Source organism: Isoptericola sp. b515 (assembly GCF_030588125.1).
In the GTDB taxonomy this organism is placed as follows: Bacteria; Actinomycetota; Actinomycetes; order Actinomycetales; family Cellulomonadaceae; genus Isoptericola; species Isoptericola sediminis.
Genome location: NZ_JAUQYR010000002.1, coordinates 150,056 through 170,219 on the forward strand (window position 1 = coordinate 150,056; position 20,164 = coordinate 170,219).

Here is a 20,164-nt window from a genome sequence, read left to right on the forward strand (position 1 = left end):
TTCGCGATCGGCGTCGCGCCTGCGACGCCGGGTGGTTCTGGCTGACCTGATCCTATGCACGGCAGGGCCCTCGCGGTGGTGGCGTCCGCGCAGGGTGAACGGGGCCGGGGCTGTCGGTGGCGCGTGGTCGAATCGCCCCGTGACAGCCACCGCACCCGTCCGCACCACGGTCCGCCTGGTCCCGCCGGCCCCCGCGCAGTCCGCCGGGGCCGGTGTCGTGCTGGACGAGACCCAGGAGGCGGCGGTCGCGGAGGCTCTCGCGGCGCCCGTCACTCTCGTCGTCGGCGCACCGGGCACGGGCAGGACGACCGTGGCGCGGGAGGTGGCGGTCCGCGCGATCCGCGGCGGTCTGGACCCGGCGCGGGTGCTGGTGCTCGCCGCGACCCGACGCTCCGCGGCCCGGCTCCGCGACGACGTCGCCGCCGGCGCGGGCCGCACGATCGGTGCGCCGATGGTGCGCACGGCGGCGTCGGCCGCCTTCTCCGTGCTGCGCACCCGCGCGGGTGCGCTCGGCGAGCCGCCTCCCACGCTCGTGTCGGGACCGGAGCAGGACCTCGTGCTCGCCGAGCTCCTGGAGGGCCGGCTCGCCGGTGACGGGGCTCCGCTGACGCTGCCCGACGGCCTCCCCGAGGAGTCGTTGGGGCTGCGCGGACTGCGGCAGGAGCTGCGTGACCTGCTGATGCGCGCGGCCGAGCGCGGGCTGACCCCCGCCGACCTCGCCGACCTCGGGCGCCGGCACGAGCGGCCCGAGTGGGAGCTGGGTGCGCGGCTGTACGAGGAGTACCTGGACGTCATGGCGCTGCGGCTCGGCACGCCCGACGCGGGCGAGCGCTACGACCCCGCCGTCGTCGTCGACGAGGCCGCGCACGCGCTGTCCACCTGGACCGACGAGGTCCCGGGCACCCCGGTGCCCCGCTGGGACCTGGTCGTCGTCGACGACTACCAGGAGGCCACGGTGGCCACGGCGCGCCTGCTCGGGGTGCTGCACGGCGCCGGGGCCCGGCTCGTGCTCCTCGCCGACCCCGACACCGCCGTGCAGGGGTTCCGCGGGGCCGTCCCCGGCCTGGTCGGCCGGGCGGGTGCGCGGCCCGGCGAGGTCGGGGCGTTCGACGCCCGCACCGTCGTGCTCGGGACGGCGTGGCGTCAGCCCGCACGGCTGCGCGAGGTCACCCGCACGGTGACGTCCCGGGTGGCGACGGTCTCCGGGGCGCTGCACCGCGGCGCGGAACCCGGGCCGGACGCCGAGGACGACGCCGCCCGGGTCGACGTCGCCGTGCTCGCCGGCGCCGCCCAGGAGGCCGCGTACGTCGCCCGCGAGCTGCGCGCGGAGCACCTTTTGCACGGGACCCCCTGGGAGCGCATGGCGGTCGTGGCCCGCAGCGGCGACCGGCTCGCCTCGTTGCGGCGGGACCTGGTGGCCGCCTCGGTGCCGGTGGCCCTGCTCGGTTCCGACGTCCCGCTGCGTGACGAGCCCGCCGTGGTCCCGCTGCTCGCCGTCCTGCGGGCGTGCGCCGGCCCCGACGCCCTGGACCGCATGCTGGCCGAGGGTGCGGACGGACCGCCGCCGGTGCTCGACGCGGAGACCGCCGCGCTGCTGCTGACCTCGCCCGTCGGCGGCCTCGACGTGGTCTCCCTGCGGCGGCTCCGGCGCGCGCTGCGGGCCGAGGAGCTGTCCGGTGGCGGGGGACGGACCTCGGACACGTTGCTGGTCGAGGTGCTCGGCGACCCGGACCGGGCCGCCACGCTGCCGACCGGCGTCCGGCGCGGTGCGGTGGCCGTGGCCCGCGTGCTCGCCGCCGGCCGGGAGGCCGCCGCCGTCGAGGGCGCGACCGCGCAGACGGTGCTCTGGGCCGTGTGGGCCGCCACCGGACTCGCCGAGCGGTGGCGGGACCTGGCGCTCGCGGGCGGTCCCGCGGGCGTGCGCGCCGACCGGGACCTGGACGCCGTGCTGGCGCTGTTCCGCGCCGCCGAGACCTACGTCGAGCGGATGCCGGGGGCCCCCGTCGGCGCGTTCGTGGACTACCTCGCCTCCCAGGACCTGCCCGCCGACTCCCTCGCCGCCGCCGCCACGGGCACCCGGTCGGTCGAGGCGCTGACCCCCGCCGGTGCCGCCGGACGGGAGTGGGACGTCGTCGTGGTCGCCGGTGTCCAGGACGGGGTGTGGCCGGACCTGCGGCTGCGCGACTCCCTGCTGGGGTCGCAGGCGCTGGTGGAGCTGCTCGCGGGCCGGGCCGTCGACGGCCACGGCGTCGGCAAGGAGGCGAGGTCGCAGGTGCTCGCCGACGAGCTGCGGGCCTTCGCCGTGGCCACGTCGCGCGCGCGGCGTCGGCTCCTCGTCACGGCCGTCGAGGACGCCGAGGACAGCCCGTCGGTCTTCTGCGACCTCGTCTCGCCGCGGGGGGACGACGGCGAGGGCCCGGACCCCCGCCGCGTGGCCGTCGGCCCGCCGCTCGACCTGCGCGGGATCGTCGCGGCCGCTCGCGCCGAGCTCGTCCGCGCGGTCACGGGCCGGCTCGCCGCCGACGGGGATCAGGACGTCGCCGACGATGTCGACGACGCGGCCGACGCGGCCGCCGCGCTGCTGGCCCGGTTGGCCGAGGCAGGGATCGCGGAGGCCGACCCGCGCACGTGGTACGGCGTCGCCCGGGCCTCCAGCGACGCCGCCCTGTGGGGACCGGAGGACGAGGTGACGGTGTCGCCGTCCAAGGTGGACACGGTCGACGCGTGCGCGCTGCGCTGGGCGTTCGAGTCCGCCGGCGGCACGGCCGCCGACGCCACGCACCAGAGCCTGGGCACGCTCGTGCACAGCATCGCCGAGGAGCACCCCGCGGCACCCCTGACGACGCTGCGCGCCGAGCTCGACCGTCGCTGGCCCGAGCTGGCGCTGCCCGAGGGGTGGCCGGCGCGGCAGCTGCGGCAGCGCGCCGAGGAGATGGTCGAACGTCTCGCGGCGTACACCGCCGAGCACGGTGCGCCGCTCCTGGTCGAGCCCGCGTTCGACCTCACGGTCGGCCGCGCCCGTCTGCGGGGCAAGATCGACCGGGTAGAACCCGGCGACGGCGACGGGGTCGTCGTCGCCGACCTCAAGACGGGCCGCTCCGTGCCGCCGCAGGCGAAGGCCGCCGAGAACCCCCAGCTCGGCGCCTACCAGCTCGCCGTCGACGCCGGCGCGCTGGACCTGCCGGAGGGCACCCGCAGCGCGGGGGCGCGGCTCGTCCACGTCGCCACCGGCGCTCGCGGCGCCACCCTGCGCACCCAACCGGCGCTGGACGTCGGGGACGACGGCTCGAGCTGGGCGCGGGCCCTCGTCGAGCAGGCGGCCGACACCATGGCGGCCTCGGCGTTCACGGCCCGCGAGAACGATCTGTGCACCATGTGCCCCGTGCGGCGCAGCTGCCCCGTGCAGGCCGAGGGACGGAGCGTGATCTCGTGACGACGCCGGACGCCGGGCGGTCCCGGCGCGACGAGGAGACGCTGCTCGACGACGGCGCCTGGGCGGCGCTCGGCGGGTCCCACCGCAGCGCGGAGCTCGGGTACCCCGCGCTGGAGACCCCGGACGAACCCGTCGACGAGGAGGCCCGGCCGCGGCTGTCCGCGCGGGACATCGCCGAGCTCCTGGGACGTCCCGTCCCGACCGACGAGCAGGTGGCCGTCATCGAGGCGCCCCTGGAACCCGTGCTGGTCGTCGCCGGCGCCGGGTCCGGCAAGACGGAGACGATGGCCGCCCGGGTCGTGTGGCTCCTGGCGAACGAGCTCGTCGAGCCCGAGGAGGTCCTCGGCCTGACCTTCACCCGCAAGGCCGCCGGGGAGCTGGCGGCGCGCGTGCAGTCGCGGCTGGCCCAGCTCGCCCGGGCCCGGGACCGCGGCGCGTCGGACCTGGACCTGCTGGCCCGGCCGACCGTCGCCACCTACAACGCCTATGCGGCCTCCCTGGTCGGCGACCACGGGTTGCGGCTCGGCGTCGAGCCCGGCTCGCGGCTGCTCGGCGAGGCGAACCAGTGGCAGCTCGCGGCCGAGGTCGTCGAGTCCTGGGACGCCGACCTGGGCACCGACAAGGCCGTCAGCACCGTCGTCGGTGCCGTGCTGTCCCTCTCGGGGGCGCTCGGCGAGCACCTGCGGGGCGTCGACGAGGCCCGCGCGGCGTTGGAGGACATCGTCGAGCGGCTGGAGAACCTGCCGCTGGGGCCGAAGCAGAAGCAGCGGACCCGTGAGGTGGAGAAGCTGATCGGCTCGGTGGCCGAGCGCGCCCGCCTGCTCGACCTCGTGGCCGAGTACCGGCGTCGCAAGCGCAACACCGACTCCCTCGACTTCGGGGACCAGGTGGCCTTCGCCGCCGAGCTCGCCCGCACGGTGCCGGCCGTGGGCGCGGCCGAAAGGGCCCGCTACCGCGTCGTGCTGCTCGACGAGTACCAGGACACCTCGCACGCGCAGGTCGAGCTGCTCGCGGGCCTCTTCGGCGGCGGGCACGCGGTCACCGCGGTCGGCGACCCGCACCAGTCCATCTACGGCTGGCGCGGGGCCTCGGCCTCGGGTCTGGCGCGGTTCCCCGACCGCTTCCGTCACGCCGACGGCGGCGCGGCGGCGGTGCGTTACCTCAGCACCTCCTGGCGCAACGACGACGCCGTCCTGCAGGCCGCCAACGTGGCGTCCCGCCCGCTGCGCGACGACACCGGCGCAGCGGTCCGGGTGCCCCCGCTGGACCTGCGACCCGGTGCCGGCCCGGGTGCCGTCAGCGCGCACGTGGCCGCCACCCTGGAGGACGAGGCCGAGGCGGTCGCGGACTTCGTCGGTGCCCGGTGGCGCCGGGCGACGCGTCCCGACGCGTCGGACCGTGTGACCGCCGCCGTGCTGTGCCGGGCGCGGTCGCAGTTCCCCGCCCTGGAGACGGCACTGCGTCGACGGGGGCTGCCGGTCGAGGTGGTCGGCCTGGGCGGGCTGCTCAGCACGCCCGAGGTCGTCGACGTCGTCGCGCTGCTCGAAGCGGTCCACGACCCCTCGCGGGGCGACTCCCTGCTGCGGCTGCTCACCGGTCCCCGCGTCAACCTCGGGGCCGCCGACCTGCACGCCCTGGGGTCCTGGGCGGCGGACCTCGCGCGCCGTGACGCCCCGCGCACCCACCGGGCCGGCCCCGACGACGGGGACGACCCGGCGGTCGTGGAGGGCGACGTCGTCGACCACCGCTCGATCGTGGACGCGCTCGACGACCTGCCCGACGTCGGCCGGGCCGCCCGTGACGGTCGTGTCCTCACCCCGGAGGGTCATGCCCGCCTGGCCGCGCTGTCCCGGCTGCTGCGGGAGCTGCGGTCGCTGACCTACCTCTCGCTGCCCGAGCTCGTCGTGGTCGCCGAACGCGCCCTCGGGCTGGACGTGGAGGTCGCGACCGCGGAGGTCGTCGTCGACCGCCTCGTCGCCGCCGGCGGGGCGACCGCCGCCGAGGGGGTCAGCCGCCGCGGGCGCGAGCACCTGGACGCCTTCCGCGACGTCGCCGCCGGGTTCTCCCAGTCCGCCGACGTCGCGACGCTCGGGGCCTTCCTGGCCTGGCTCGGCGTGGCCGGCACGCAGGAGCGCGGCCTGGACATGCCGGTGCGCGAACCCGACCCGGACGCCGTCCAGATCATCACCGCGCACGCCGCCAAGGGGCTCGAGTGGGACGTGGTGGCCGTGCCCGGACTGGTCGACGGTGTCTTCCCCACCACGGCCGAGAGCGCCAAGGGCCGCACCGACTCCGGCTGGCTGACCGGTCTCGGTGAGCTGCCGTACCCGCTGCGCGGTGACGCCGCAGACCTGCCGGAGCTGCCCCTGCACGAGGTCACCGACACCAAGGACCTGATCGCGCGCCGCGACGCGTTCGCGCTCGACTGCGGTGCCCACCAGCTCCGTGAGGAACGGCGGCTGGCCTACGTGGCCTTCACGCGGGCCCGGCACGAGCTCTTCTGCGCCGCCCACTGGTGGGGGACCGGGGCCCGGCCGCGCCGGATCTCCCCGTTCCTGGCCGAGCTGGCCGAGTCGGGGCTCGTCGACCCCACCGGCTGGGAGGCGTTGCCGGGCGCGACCGACCACAACCCGCGTGACGACGCCGAACGGACGGGTGTGTGGCCCGCGCCCGACGCGTCCGGCGGGTCCGCGCCGCCCGACGGGCACGACGCCGCGGCCGGCGACGGGGCCGCCCGGCAGCCCGCGCCCCGCGACGTGCTGCGCGCGACGGCGGCGCGGGTCGCCGACGCCTCCCGGCAGGGCGCCACGCCCCGGGACGGCGCGCTGCGCGACGCCACGGGCCACGACCTCGTCGAGCTCTCGCGGATCCTGCTCGCCGAGCGGTCCGAGCGCGACGGGCCCACGGTCGAGATGCCCGCGCACGTCTCCGCCTCGGGCCTGGTGCGGTTGTCCCGCGACCGCGGGGAGTTCGCCCGGCAGCTGCGCCGGCCCGTCCCGTCCGAACCCACCGTGCACGCACGCCGCGGGACGCTGTTCCACGCCTGGGTGGAGCAGTTCTACTCGAAGGCCTCGCTGATGGACGTCGACGACCTGCCCGGTGCCGACGAGCCCGACGCCGCCACCGACCTGGCGCTCGACGAGCTCCGCCGACGGTTCGAGGAGACGCCGTGGGCCGCGCGGACCCCGATCGCGGTGGAGCAGGACGTGGAGACGCCGATCGCCGGGGTCATGGTGCGGTCGCGCATGGACGCCGTCTTCGTCGACCCGGACGCCCCGCCCGCCGCGGACGGCGAGCCGCCCGCCGTCGTCGTCGTCGACTGGAAGACGGGCCGGGAACCGCGAGACCCGGCCGACCGCGCCCAGCGCGAGGTCCAGCTCGCCGTCTACCGGCTCGCCTGGTCCCGCTGGACGGGGCTGCCCGTGGAGAAGGTCAGCGCCGCGTTCGTCTACGTGACGTCCGGCACGACGGTGCGGCCCGCCGAGCTGCTCGACGAGGACGGGCTGGAGGCACTGGTCCGCGGGTCCTAGGAGCCACCCGGGGTCGCAGCCGGGGGTCTCGTCGCCGTCCTGGTCGCCCGAAGCGTGGGGCGAGTCCGGTCAGGCGGTTCCCTCGCCGCGTGCGGGTGCGGCGCCGCTGCGTGCGGGTCCCTCGTGCCTCGGGCCCCACGCTCCGCTCCACCTCCGCCTCACGCGGGGGTGTCCTCGCGGGTGGCCTCGTCGAGGTCGGCGAGCATCGACTCGGCGTCCGCGACGACGTCGGGGTAGCCGCGGCGCACGCCGTGCATCAGCCATCGCGCCAGCGCCAGCTCGCCGACGAGCAGTGCCCGGTCGACGAGACGGGGATCGGTGAGCTCGGTGCGACGCAGCCGGTACGCCTCCATGATCGCGTCGACGCAGTCCGGTGGCGCGGCCGCGAGCAGCCACGCCAGGTCGTCGGCCGGGTCCGCCACCCGGGCCTCGGACCACCCGCTGATGCTGTTCACGCGGCGGCCCGACGCCAGCACCTGGTCCGGGGCGAGGTCGCCGTGCACGACGACCGGCTGGAAGCGCCACAGGCTGATGTCCTCGAGCGCGGCCTCCCACCGGCGCAGCAGCCGGGTGGGCACCCGGCGGGTCGCGGCCGCCTCGTCCAGCTCGACCAGACGCCGCTCGCGGTACTCCGCGGCCGAGTAGCAGGGCAGCCCGCACGCCTCGACCACCGCGGTGGGCAGCTCGTGCACCGCGGCGAGCGTGCGACCCAGGTCGGCGGCCAGACCCGGCCCGGGGCGCAGCGAGGCCACGTCCAACGGGCTGCCGCTCAGGCGACGGTGGACGACGGCGCGGCCGCCCTCGGGCAGCAGGGCCGACCCCGCGACCCGGGGGACCGTGAAGGGCAGCACACCTGCCTCGACGTAGAGGTGCAGGGACTCCAGGAGCTCGATCTCGGCCTCCATCGCCGCACCGGCGAGCGTCGTCGACGGTGCACGCACCAGCCACTCCGTCCCGTCACCGGTCGTGACGATCGCGACGTCGTAGTCGCCGGGGACGTCCTCGGGGTGCACGGACCACGCGTCGAGGCCGGGGACGGCGGCCGTCGCGAGCGCGGCGAGAGCGAGTGGACTACGGGGCACAGTGCCACCGTAGTGCGCCCCGAGGGCGCAGCACGGGTGCGCCCTCGGGCGTGTCCTGGCGTACGGTCGCAGGCGTGAACCCCCTGGAGCTGCCGTTCTCGCGCACCCGGCACGACCGTGCCGCGCACCGCCGCACGGAGACCGGTCTCATGGACAGGCTGCGGCGGGAGTCCACGACCCGCGCCCTGGTGCTGCACCGCAAGCGCCTCGCCGTCGTCGGCGCCGACGCGCCGCGAGCGGCCCTGCTCGCGCCCGCCGGGCTGCCCGAGGGCACCTGGGTGTACCTGGGCGAGGACGACGGGTCGACGTACGTGGCGCTGCTGCTGCCCGACGACGTCGAGGACCCGCCACCCCCGGCGGGTGCCGACGGCTGGGCGGGGCTGCGCGAGCTGACCGCCGGGCAGGCCGAGGCGCTCGCCGCGGACGAGGACTCGACGGTGCTGGTGCACGGGCTCTCGGTGGAGGCGGTGGCCCTGGCGGGCTGGCACGGCACCCATCAGCGCTGCGGCCGGTGCGGGACGCCGACCGTCGTCGTGCAGGGTGGCTGGGCACGGCACTGCCCGGTGGACGAGCGCGAGACCTACCCGCGCACCGACCCGGCCGTGATCATGGCCGTCGTCGACGACGCCGACCGGCTGCTGCTCGGGCACGCCGCGACGTGGCCCGAGGGCCGGTTCTCCACCCTGGCCGGGTTCGTCGAGGCGGGCGAGGCGCTCGAGGACACGGTGCGCCGGGAGGTCGCCGAGGAGTCCGGCGTCGTCGTCGGGACGGCGCCCGGCGACGTCGTGTACCGCGGTTCCCAGGCCTGGCCGTTCCCGGCCTCGCTCATGCTCGGGTTCCGGGCGCGGGCCGTCGCCACCGAGGTGCGCACCGACGACGAGGAGGTCACGGACGCGCGCTGGTTCGCCCGGGCCGAGCTGCACGACGCGGCCGCCGCCGGGGAGATCTCGCTGCCCGGACGGCACTCGATCGCACGGGCGCTGATCGAGGAGTGGTACGGCGCGGAGCTGCCGGGCGCCTGGTGACCCGGCAGCGTCCGACCGCCGTCAGGACAGGGCGGCCCGGACGTCGGCGAGCGACGGGTTGGTCGCCGCGGAACCGTCGGGGTAGACCACCGTCGGCACGGTCTGGTTGCCGCCGTTGACCTGCTCGACGTAGGCGGCCGTCTCGGGGTGCTCCTCGATGTCGATGACGGTGTAGCCGATGCCCTCGGAGTCGAGCTGCGTGCGCAGCCTCCGGCAGTAGCCGCACCACGGCGTCGAGTACATGGTGATCGTGCCGGGTGCGGGCAGCGTCGGGGCGACGGTCATCGGGGTCCTCCTGGGGAGACGTGGGTCGGTGTCGGCACCGGCTGCGACAATCGCAGACGATGTCCCCCACGACCAACTCACCGGGCGCCCTGCTTCATCCCGACGCGATCCTGGACGCTCTCGACCCCGAGCAGCGTGACGTCGCGCTCGCGCTGACGGGCCCGGTCTGCGTGCTCGCCGGCGCGGGGACGGGCAAGACGCGGGCGATCACCCACCGCATCGCGTACGGGGTGCGCACCGGGGCCTACCCGCCGACGTCGGTGCTCGCGGTGACCTTCACCGCGCGGGCCGCGGGGGAGATGCGCACCCGGCTGCGGGATCTCGGGGCGCACGGGGTGCAGGCCCGCACCTTCCACGCGGCGGCCCTGCGCCAGCTCGGCTACTTCTGGCCCCGCATCGTCGGCGGTGCGCCGCCGCAGATCCTGGAGCACAAGGCGCCGGCCGTGGCCGAGGCCGCGCGCCGCATCGGGGCGAGCGTGGACCGCGTCGCCGTGCGGGACCTGTCCAGCGAGGTCGAGTGGTCCAAGGTGTCCCTCGTCACGGCCGAGGACTACGTGCGGGCCGCGGCGGCCGACGACCGTCCGCCGCCGTCCGGCTACGACCACCAGACGGTGGCGCGGCTCATCAGCGCCTACGAGGACGTCAAGACCGAGCGGGGCGTCATCGACTTCGAGGACGTCCTGCTGATGCTCGCCGACATGCTCGGCTCCCACCCGCACGTGGCCGACCAGGTCCGTTCGCAGTACCGCCACTTCGTCGTCGACGAGTTCCAGGACGTCTCGCCGCTGCAGCACTTCCTGCTGAACCAGTGGCTGGGCAACCGGCGCGAGCTGTGCGTGGTGGGCGACCCGTCGCAGACCATCTACTCGTTCACCGGGGCCACGCCGCACTACCTGCTCGACTTCACGCGCACCTACCGCGACGCCCAGGTGGTCCGTCTCGTGCGCGACTACCGGTCCACCCCGCAGGTGGTCTCCCTGGCCAACGACCTGCTGCGCCGGGGCCGCGTGACCGGGGCGCTCGAGCTGGTGGCGCAGCGGCCCTCCGGACCGGCGGTGTCCTTCACCACCCACGACGACGACGAGGCGGAGGCGGCCGGCATCGCCGCCCGGGCGGCGCGGCTCATCGCCTCGGGGGTGCGTCCCAGCGAGATCGCCGTGCTCTACCGCACCAACGCGCAGTCGGCCTCCTTCGAGTCGGCGCTGTCCGAGGCGGGCGTCAGCTACCAGGTGCGTGGCGGCGAGCGGTTCTTCACCCGCAAGGACGTGCGGGACGCGATCGTGCTGCTGCGCGGTGCGGCGCGGTCCGCCGACCCGGACCAGCCGATGCCCGAGCAGGTCCGCGACGTGCTCGTCAGCGCCGGGTGGTCCGCGGAGCCGCCGCACGCCCGGGGAGCCGCCCGGGAGCGGTGGGAGGCGATGCAGGCCCTCGTGGCGCTCGCGGACGACCTGGCGGCCGCCGCGCCCGAGGACGCGCCGGCGACGTTGCCGATGCTGGTCGACGAGCTGGCCGAGCGTGCGGCCTCCCAGCACGCCCCGACGGTCGAGGGCGTCACGCTCGCCTCGCTGCACTCCGCCAAGGGGCTGGAGTGGGACGCGGTGTTCCTGGCGGGCATGAGCGAGGGGCTCATGCCGATCTCCCTGGCCGAGACCGACGACGGCGTCGCGGAGGAGCGCCGCCTGCTGTACGTGGGCATCACGCGGGCGCGCGAGCACCTGGAGATCTCCTACGCCCGGTCGCGCAACCCCGGCGGCCGGGCGACCCGCAAGCGCACCCGGTTCCTCGACGGGATGTGGCCGGACGACGGTCGGGGTCGTCGTGGTGGCTCGCGCGGTCCGCGCGGGCAGGCGCGGTCCCAGCTCTCCAGCGAGGCCGACCTCGCGCTGTTCGACGCGCTGCGGGAGTGGCGCCTGACCGTCGCCCGGGAGGTCGACAAGCCCGCCTTCACGATCCTCGGGGACGCGACCCTCGCCGCGATCGCCGAGCTGCGTCCGTCCTCGACGGCCGAGCTGGCGCGGATCAACGGCATCGGCCCGGCGAAGATCGACCGGTACGGAGCCACCCTGCTGGCGCTCGTCCAGGGGGCTCCCGGTCGCCCGTGAGAAGGCGCCGGACGGGGCGCACCGAGATTCCCGAAGAAGTTCTGGAAAAAAGATGTGGCGAGTCAGCGACCGAGGTCTATGCTCGTGGAGACCGAGTTCGTTGCGGTGACCGCCGAGAGGTGGGAACCCGAGACCAGTGAGGAGGTGGGCACGAGATGGACAAGATGACGCGATTCATCGGCGACAACGGCATCGCGACGGGGGAGAAGTATGCCTTCATCCACTTCGTTCCGTCCGCCCGTCTCCGCACGTCCGGCGGCGGAGCAGGCATCGCTCTCGTCGCTCTCGCACCCGGCTCCGCACCCTGGAGACATCCGGTCCACTGACCGGTCCAGGCCGCGGAGTCCACGGGACCCGCGGCCTTCGTCATTCCTGACCGGGAGATCGGCCTCCACGGCCGGACGAACCGGCCCCTCCGACACACGGGGGGACCACCCGTAGGTCCTGAACACCGACGTTCACACCACACCCAGGACCTGACGGAGGAACATCGTGCGTCTCGCACAGCTGTTGGACGAGCGGCTGGTCGATGCGACCCCCGCCGGCGGCAGCCGCCCGTGGACCCCCCACCAACCCGTGACCCAGGACCCCGCCGAGGTCGCTGCGTTGGACCGGCAGTTCGCCGAGCTGCTGCCGTGCCGGAGCAACGACCCCGAGCTCTGGTTCGCCGAGCACACCGTCGACGTCGAGCGGGCCAAGGCCCTGTGCCGGTCGTGCCCGCTCCAGGCCGGCTGCCTCGCGGGCGCGCTCGACCGGAGCGAGCCCTGGGGCGTCTGGGGCGGCGAGGTCTTCGTCGACGGCGTCGTCGTGGCCCGCAAGCGGGGCCGCGGGCGGCCCCGCAAGAGCGAGCAGGCGGCCTGAGCCGTGCTCGCCGTCGCCCCGCGAGGCGGTGCACCACGACCGGTGCACCGCCTCGTCGGCTACCCGGACCGGTCCGCCACCGGCGGAGGTGCGGTCCCGGTGCAGCCGCACGCCGGGTGCGGCGGCATCGCGCGGACCCGGGGAAGCGGGTCCGGCAGGCTGATCTCGAGCACGGCGTCGGCCGCGGCGGGCCGGGCGCCGTCGAGGTGCGCGAGCACCTGACCCGCCGCGACGGCCGCCCCGGTCGTGGCGAGGACGGTCTCCTGTCCGGCGTCGCCGGGCCGTGCGGCGAGCTGGGCGACCAGCCGGGGCCAGTCCGGGTCGGCGTCCACCTCGTGGTGGTAGCGGCAGGCGGTGCACGCCGTCGTACCGGGTCGTACGAACGGCCCGACCTCGATGCCGGCCTCGCCCGCGACCAGCGGCAGATGGGCGAGGCCGTGGCTCATCAGCCGGGCGAACGCCTCCGGCGGGTCCGTCCCGCCGCAGACGACGACCACGTCGGGCGGTGCCTCGTCACGCCACGTCGACCCGAACCGGGTGCGGGGGTGCCGGGCCGCCAGGACCGACTGCAGGCGGGCGGCGCGGCGGTGGCCGACGTCGGCCTCCCGGTAGAGGCCCAGGCCCAGGTCCGTGAGCTGCACCGGACGGTCGTCGTCGAGCATCACGGCACCCAGTCCGGCGGACGCCAGATGGGCGGCGGTCAGCGCCCCCAGCCGGCCGAGCCCCAGGACCGCCACCTGCCGACGGGCGCGCCGGGTCAACGTGCGCAGCCCGTCGCCGTCGGGTCGGAGCGCGGCGAGCGTCGGGGCGTCCGCCGCGCCGCCGGCGGTCGCCAGGACGGTGCCCGGGGGAGCGGCGGGCGGGACGAGGAAACCGCCCGCGGTCAGTGCGGCGACGATCTGCGCCCGGCGTTCCGGCGCCACCCGGTGCCGTGCGGCACCGTGCACCAGGTCGTCGTGCCGAGAGGTCGCGGCCTCGCGGAGCCAGGCCCGTTCCCCGTCCGACAGCCCGCAGACGACGAGCGACCAACGGGTGTCGGACCCGAGCTGGAGCCGGTCGGGCCCGCGGTCCAGGACCGGCACTCCCCGCCGCAGACGGAGCGCGCGCGTCGCGGGACCGGCGTCGGTGACGGGCATGTACCCAACCTCGCACGGCTTTCGTCCGTGTCGTGCGGGTCGTCCACAGTGCTGTGGACAGGTCCGGGATAGGCGGATTTCGTGTGTCCTGGCACACAGTCTTGACGATCTCCCGGTATTCTCATGAGGTGACCCCGGACACGTTGGCGTCCGTCGAGGTCCGACGGAGCCGCCGTCGGACCGCTACGGTGAGCGCTTTTCGCGACGGTGACCGCACCGTCGTGGCGATCCCTGCGCGGTTCTCCCAGGCGCAGGAGCGCGAGTGGGTCGCCAAGATGGTGGCCCGGCTGGAGGACAAGGAGCGTCGGCGCCGACCCTCCGACGACGAGCTGGTCGAACGCGCCCGGGACCTCTCGGTCAAGTATCTGGACGGTCGCGCCCGCCCCACGAGCGTGCGCTGGGTGAGCAACCAGGAGCGCCGTTGGGGGTCGTGCACGGTCGGGGACGGATCCATCCGCCTGTCGACCCGCCTGCAGGGCATGCCGGAGTGGGTCATCGACTACGTGCTCCTGCACGAGCTGGCCCACCTGCTGCACGCCGGGCACGGCCCTGACTTCTGGCGCCTGCTGGAGACCTACCCCCGGACCGAGCGGGCGCGCGGGTTCCTCGAGGGCGTCTCGTTCTCCGGGGGCGGCGCGCCCGCCGACGACGCCGACTCCGGGTCGTCGGCCGGCTGAACCGCTCGGCCGCCGGTCAGTCCGTCCGGCGGTCCTCGGCGTCCTGGTCGTCGGGCGACGGCTCGTCGCCGTCCGGGCCGGACTCGCCCAGGATCTGCGCCAGGGCCGCGTCGACGTCCGAGTGCTCCTCGTCCTGCGCGCGCCGACGGTCGAGGTAGCCCGTGGGGTCGTCGAGGTCCTCGGGGCCCGGGAGCAGGTCCGGGTGGTCCCACACGGCGTCGCGGGCCTCCGGGCCGCCGGTGGAGACGAGGTGGGCGAACAGCGCGGCGGCGTCCCGGGACCGTCGCGGGCGCAGCTCGAGGCCGACCAGCGACTTGAACGTGTGCTCCGCGGGGCCGCCGGCGGCACGACGGCGCCGGATCATCTCGCGCAGCGGCACCGAGTGCGGCAGGTGGGCCAGCGACGCGGTCGCGGCGACCTCCGAGACCCAGCCCTCGACGAGCGCCAGGGCCGTCTCCAGCCGCAGCAGCGTCGCCTCCTGCTCCTCGGTCGTGTGCAGACCGAAGACGTCCCCGGACAGGGCCCCGCGCAGGGCCTCCTGGTCGGACAGGTCGATGCCGCGCACCTGCTCCTCGAGGGCGTCGAGGTCGATGGTGATGCCCCGGGCGTACCGCTCCACGAGACCGTGCAGGTGGCTGCGGAGCCACGGGACGTGCACGAACAGCCGGGCGTGCGCGGCCTCGCGCAGGGCCAGGTAGAGCTGCACCTCGTCGTACGGGGTGTCGAGCCCCTCGGCGAACCTGGCCACGTTCGTGGGCAGCAGCACGGTGGCGTGGTCCTCGAGCAGGGGGATGCCCACGTCGGTGGCGCCGAAGACCTCGCGCGAGAGCGTGCCGGCGGCCTGGCCGACCTGCATGCCGTAGACCGCGGACCCGAGGCCGCGCATCATCGTCGCCGGGTCCAGGTCACCCAGCCCGCCGCCGGGGAACACCGGCATGCCGGGCAGCCCCAGCGCTCCGGCTCCCTCGTCGCCGAGCTGGTCGCGCAGCACCGTGGCCAGCGCGTCGGCGACGGAGGACGCGACGGGGGCGACGAGCCGCTGCCAGGCCGGCAGCGTCGCCTCGACCCACTCGCTCCGGCTCCAGGCGTGGGTCGCGCCGCCCGACGGCGGCAGGTCCGTGACGGCGTCGAGCCACAGCTCGGCGACGCGCAGGGCCTCGGTGGCGGACTTCGCCTGGCCGCCGGTCAGGGACGGGTCGCCCTCGGCGACCGCGACCTGGCGGGCCAGGTCGTGCGCCACCTCGGTGTTCACCGGCCCCTCGGAGGAGGTGAACATGCGCTGCAGCTGGCTCATCAGACGCTGCATGGTCGCCGGGTCCGGTGCCGCTCCGCCCATCAGCGCGGCGGGGTCGAGGCCCTGCGCCCGCATCTGGCTCAGCACCTCGTCGGTCCGGTCGCCGAAGATGCCGCGCAGCGCGTCCCGCAGCATCTCCTCGCGGGCGTCGGGGTCGTCGGGCAGGTCGCTCATGGGTGTCCTCGGCTCCTTCCGCGTGCGGCGTCCGCCGCACGTTCACGGTATCCGGGTCCGACGTCGACGGAGCGGCCGGGGTTCCCCCTTTCGCTCACGGCGCACTGCGCGCATCGGCGATGATGGGGCCGTGAGCTTCGAGGACCGCAGTCATCAGCCGTACGAGAGCTACGGGCAGGCGCTCGCCCCTCTCGACGTGCCCCGTGCCCGTGAGGGAGCGCCGCGACGCCGGATGAGCCCGCGGTCGACGACGCTCGTCGTCTCGCTGCTGATCACCGCCGTCCTGGCGGCCGTGCTCATGGTCTCGCCCGCCCCGTACGCGATCCGCACGCCCGGGCCCACCGAGGACACGCTCGGCACCCAGGAGGCCGCCGAGGGGCAGAGCGCGACGGCGGTACCCCTCATCGAGATCTCGGGTGCGGACACCTACCCGGCCTCGGGGGAGCTCCGCCTGACCACCGTCTCCGTGTTCGGCGGGCCGGGAGGCGACGTGCTGTTCGGCGACGTGCTGTGGGGCTGGACCGCTCCGGAACGGTCCGTGCAGCCCGTCGAGTCGATCTTCCCGGAGCCCATCACCTCCGAGGAGCAGCAGGAGCAGGGCCAGGCCCAGATGCTCAGCTCGCAGGAGTCGGCGACGGTGGCGGCGCTGACCGAGCTGGGCTACGAGGTCCCGACCACGATGACCGTGGTCGCCGCGGCCGAGGACACGGGCGCCGAGGGGGTCGTCGAGGAGGGCGACGTCATCGTCTCGCTCGACGGCGAGCCGCTCGCCACCTACCCGGAGCTGCTGGCCGCGCTCGACGGCGTCACGCCCGGCGACGACGTCGTGCTCGGGGTCGAGCGGGACGGCGAGCCGACCGACCTGACCGTCACCACGGGCCAGGGCGACGGTCGCGCCCTGCTCGGCGTGCTCATCGACCCGGTGTACGACTTCCCCGTGGACGTCACGATCCAGATCGAGGACATCGGCGGCCCGAGCGCGGGGACGATGTTCGCGCTGGGGATCGTTGACCTGCTGACGCCGGAGGACGAGCTCGGCGGTGTCGTGATGGCGGGCACGGGCACGATGGACGTCGACGGTCGCGTCGGCCCGATCGGCGGGATCGAGCAGAAGATGTACGGCGCGCTGCGCGACGGGGCGACCTGGTTCCTCGCGCCGTCGGACAACTGCCCGCAGGTGGTCGGCCACGTGCCGGACGGCCTGGACGTCGTGTCCGTCGGCACCCTCGCCGAGGCTCGCGACGCCATGGAGGCCATCGGCGCCGGTGAGACGTCCGACCTGCCGAGCTGCGAGGCCGAGGCCGGCGACGCCTGAGGGGCTTGCCACCGGGCGGGGTGATCGTGACCGACTCGTGAGCGGCGTGAACCCCTCCCGTGCCGGAAACGTGGGAACCTGGAACGACGCCGGGACGTTTGTCCCGATGTCCGACGCATGTGTCCCGACCCGAGCACGAATGAGGTGCCCGCACCGTGTCCTTCGCCCCGCCCCGACGTCCTGACGGTCCAGCCCCGTCCCGACGTCGCAGCCCGCTGCTCATCACGCTGGTGGTGCTGGCGGCCCTGGTGGTCGTGCTGCTGTTCCTGACGAACTTCTGGACCGAGGTCCTCTGGTTCACCCAGGTCGGGTACGCCAACGTGATCTGGACGCAGTGGATCACCCGCAGCGTGCTGTTCGTCGCGGCCTTCCTGATCATGGCGGCCGCCGTCTACAGCTCCTTCGCCGTCGGGTACCGCACGCGGCCGATCTACGCGCCGTCGACGCCGGAGCAGGCGACGCTCGACCAGTACCGCGAGGCCGTCGAGCCGCTGCGCAAGGTCGTCACCTACGCGGGTCCGGTGCTCATCGGGTTCTTCGCCGGCGTGGCGGCGTCCGCCCAGTGGGAGACCGTCCTGCTGGCCCTCAACGGGCAGCCGTTCGGGACCGCCGACCCGGAGTTCGGCCTCGACGTCGGCTTCTACGTCTTCATGCTGCCCGTGCTGCGGTTCGTCGTCAGCTTCCTCATGGCGGTCCTGGTCATCTCGACCATCGCCGCCGTGGTCACCCACTACCTCTACGGTGGCGTCCGCCTGGGCCCGATCGCCGACGGCGCGTCGCGGACCACGACGGCGGCGCGGGTGCACCTCGCGGTGCTGGGCACGCTGATCATGCTGCTCGTCGCGACGAACTACTGGCTCGACCGGTACTCCATCCTGACGAGCCAGCACGAGCGGTTCGACGGCGCCAACTACACCGACGTGCACGCCGTCATCCCGTCGAAGGAGATCCTCACGGGTGTCGCGGTCCTGGTCGCGATCCTCTTCGTGGTCGCCGCCTTCCGCGACACCTGGCGGCTGCCGGCCATCGGCGTCGGGCTCATGGTCGTCTCCGCGATCGCCATCGGCGCGATCTACCCGGCCGTCGTGCAGCGCTTCCAGGTCGACCCGAACGCCCAGTCGCTCGAGGCGCCGTACATCCAGCGCAACATCGACGCGACGCTCGACGCGTTCGACATCGCCGAGGTGGAGTCCCAGCAGTACGACGCCACCACGGTGGCGGAGGCCGGGCAGCTGCGCGACGACGCCGGCACGACGACCCAGGTGCGGCTCCTGGACCCGCAGGTCGTCAGCCCGTCCTTCCGGCAGCTGCAGCAGAACAAGCAGTACTACAACTTCACCGACAACCTGGCGGTGGACCGCTACGAGATCGACGGCGAGTCGCGCGACACCGTGATCGCCGTGCGCGAGCTGAACCTCAGCGGCCTGGCGGACCGGAACTGGACGAACGACCGCACGGTCTTCACCCACGGCTTCGGCGTCGTCGCGGCCTACGGCAACCAGCCCGGCCCGGACGGGCAGCCGGCCTTCTTCGAGGGCGGGATCCCCACGCAGGGCGCGCTGACCGACATGTTCCCCGGCGGGTACGAGCCGCGGATCTACTTCAGCCCCGAGGCGCCGCCGTACTCCATCGTCGGAGCGCCCGAGGGCACCGACCCGTGGGAGCTCGACTACCAGGCGGACGCCGAGGGCGGGCAGCAGGAGCTGTACAGCTTCCCGACGGACGAGGTGTCGGCCGGTCCGGAGATCAGCACGTTCCTGCAGCGGCTGCTCTACGCGCTGCGGTTCGGCGACGAGGAGATCTTCTTCTCCGACCGTGTCACTGAGGTCTCCCAGATCCTCTACGACCGCGACCCGCAGGAGCGGGTGTCGAAGGTGGCCCCCTGGCTGACCCTGGACAACAAGGTCTACCCGGCGGTCGTCGACGGCCGCGTCAAGTGGGTCATCGACGCCTACACCACGTCGGACGCCTACCCGTACTCGGCGAGCAACCAGATGCAGGAGGCGACGACGGACTCCCTGACCGCCGCCGCCCAGGGTCTGCCGGTCGAGGCCCCGCCGGAGGTCAACTACATCCGCAACTCCGTCAAGGCCACCGTGGACGCCTACGACGGGTCGGTCACCCTGTACGCCTGGGACGACGAGGACCCGCTGCTGCAGGCCTGGAACGACGTGTTCCCGGACTCGGTGCGCCCGATCTCCGAGATGTCCGGCAGCCTCATGTCGCACGTGCGCTACCCGGAGGACCTGTTCAAGGTGCAGCGCACGCTGCTCGAGCGCTACCACGTCACCGAGGCGCAGCAGTTCTTCGCCGGTTCCGACGAGTGGCGCACCCCGGACGACCCGGTCGGCAGCGACGACGCCCTGATGTCGAAGCAGCCGCCGTACTACCTCACCCTGCAGATGCCGGGCGAGGACGACGCGGCCTTCTCGCTGACGAGCACGTTCATCCCGGGTGGTTTCACCGACCGGGAGATCCTCACCGGCTACCTGGCGGCCGAGGCCGACGCGGGGTCGGAGGACGGCGAGATCGCCGAGGGGTACGGCACGCTCCGGCTGCTCGAGCTCCCTCGCGACGCGACGGTCCCGGGCCCCGGGCAGGTACAGAACAACTTCAACTCGAACCCGACGATCTCCGAGCAGCTCAACATCCTGGGCCGTGGTGACTCCGAGGTCGTGCGCGGCAACCAGCTGACGCTGCCCGTCGGCGGCGGCCTGCTGTACGTCCAGCCGGTCTACATCCAGTCCGGGTCGGGCACCCAGTTCCCACTGCTGCGTCGCGTGCTGGTCGCCTTCGGCGACCAGACCGGGTACGCCGAGACCCTGGACGAGGCTCTCGACCAGGTCTTCGGGGGAGACTCCGGTGCGGAGGCCGGTGACGCGGACGAGGCCGAGACCGAGGTGCCCACCGACCAGGTGGACCCGGAGACCGGTGAGCCGATCGAGCCGTCCCCGGAGCCCACCGAGGCCGAGCCGACCCAGGAGCCGACGCCGTCGCCGACGGAGACCACCGAGGAGACCCAGGCGCCGCCGGCCGGCGACGCCCAGGCCCGGCTGGACGCCGCGCTGCAGGACGCCAACGAGGCGTTGAACGACAGCAACGAGGCGTTGCAGAACGGCGACTGGACCGCCTACGGCGAGGCCCAGGAGCGTCTGCAGACCGCGCTGGAGGAGGCCCTGGCCGCCGAGGGCGAGCTGAACCCCTGAGCCGGTCGGTCCGGGCAGAGGGACGTGCGGTGTGACCTGCGTCC

12 protein-coding genes are annotated in these 20,164 nt (G+C 74.8%); 8 read left to right on the forward strand and 4 right to left on the reverse strand.

What is annotated here, in order from left to right:
* Positions 1–139 precede the first annotated feature (139 nt).
* Both Q6350_RS06450 and Q6350_RS06455 read left to right on the forward strand, forming a co-directional pair.
* The gene (locus Q6350_RS06450) at positions 140–3,433 is read left to right on the forward strand and encodes an ATP-dependent DNA helicase (protein ID WP_305065809.1); all 3,294 of its coding nucleotides are present in this window, start codon (positions 140–142) and stop codon (positions 3,431–3,433) included.
* Positions 3,430–6,963, forward strand: a complete 3,534-nt coding sequence (locus tag Q6350_RS06455; protein WP_370375370.1) for an ATP-dependent helicase — start codon at positions 3,430–3,432, stop codon at positions 6,961–6,963. Before Q6350_RS06450 ends, Q6350_RS06455 begins: the two co-directional genes overlap by 4 nt.
* Positions 6,964–7,121: 158 nt before the next feature.
* Here Q6350_RS06455 and Q6350_RS06460 read toward each other — a convergent pair whose 3' ends face one another.
* The gene (locus Q6350_RS06460) at positions 7,122–8,045 is read right to left on the reverse strand and encodes a macrolide 2'-phosphotransferase (RefSeq protein WP_171247328.1); all 924 of its coding nucleotides are present in this window, start codon (positions 8,043–8,045) and stop codon (positions 7,122–7,124) included.
* A 74-nt stretch (positions 8,046–8,119) separates the two neighbouring features.
* Between Q6350_RS06460 and nudC the strand changes: the two genes are divergently transcribed.
* Positions 8,120–9,070, forward strand: a complete 951-nt coding sequence (gene nudC / locus Q6350_RS06465; RefSeq protein WP_304603386.1) for an NAD(+) diphosphatase — start codon at positions 8,120–8,122, stop codon at positions 9,068–9,070.
* 21 nt (positions 9,071–9,091) lie between these two features.
* Here nudC and Q6350_RS06470 read toward each other — a convergent pair whose 3' ends face one another.
* A complete protein-coding gene (locus tag Q6350_RS06470) occupies positions 9,092–9,355 on the reverse strand; it encodes a mycoredoxin (protein WP_171247326.1) in 264 nt (87 codons plus the stop codon).
* Positions 9,356–9,414: 59 nt separating this feature from the next.
* On the opposite strand from Q6350_RS06470, the gene Q6350_RS06475 reads away from it, so the two are divergent.
* The gene (locus tag Q6350_RS06475) at positions 9,415–11,457 is read left to right on the forward strand and encodes an ATP-dependent helicase (protein ID WP_305065810.1); all 2,043 of its coding nucleotides are present in this window, start codon (positions 9,415–9,417) and stop codon (positions 11,455–11,457) included.
* Between the two features lie 576 nt (positions 11,458–12,033).
* Complete coding sequence (locus Q6350_RS06480) at positions 12,034–12,318, forward strand: WhiB family transcriptional regulator (RefSeq protein ID WP_304603792.1); 285 nt, start codon at positions 12,034–12,036, stop codon at positions 12,316–12,318.
* 59 nt (positions 12,319–12,377) lie between these two features.
* Here the strand turns inward: Q6350_RS06480 and Q6350_RS06485 are convergent, their stop codons facing one another.
* Positions 12,378–13,454, reverse strand: coding sequence for a ThiF family adenylyltransferase (locus Q6350_RS06485; RefSeq protein WP_305065811.1), 1,077 nt, complete (start codon positions 13,452–13,454; stop codon positions 12,378–12,380).
* 188 nt (positions 13,455–13,642) lie between these two features.
* On the opposite strand from Q6350_RS06485, the gene Q6350_RS06490 reads away from it, so the two are divergent.
* Positions 13,643–14,131, forward strand: a complete 489-nt coding sequence (locus tag Q6350_RS06490) for a M48 family metallopeptidase (protein WP_370375371.1) — start codon at positions 13,643–13,645, stop codon at positions 14,129–14,131.
* A gap of 16 nt (positions 14,132–14,147) precedes the next feature.
* Here the strand turns inward: Q6350_RS06490 and Q6350_RS06495 are convergent, their stop codons facing one another.
* Complete coding sequence (locus Q6350_RS06495) at positions 14,148–15,599, reverse strand: zinc-dependent metalloprotease (protein ID WP_304603390.1); 1,452 nt, start codon at positions 15,597–15,599, stop codon at positions 14,148–14,150.
* Positions 15,600–15,729: 130 nt separating this feature from the next.
* Between Q6350_RS06495 and Q6350_RS06500 the strand changes: the two genes are divergently transcribed.
* Positions 15,730–16,914, forward strand: coding sequence for a PDZ domain-containing protein (locus Q6350_RS06500; RefSeq protein WP_370375372.1), 1,185 nt, complete (start codon positions 15,730–15,732; stop codon positions 16,912–16,914).
* A 155-nt stretch (positions 16,915–17,069) separates the two neighbouring features.
* Positions 17,070–20,120, forward strand: coding sequence for a UPF0182 family protein (locus Q6350_RS06505; RefSeq protein WP_304603391.1), 3,051 nt, complete (start codon positions 17,070–17,072; stop codon positions 20,118–20,120).
* Positions 20,121–20,164 lie beyond the last annotated feature (44 nt).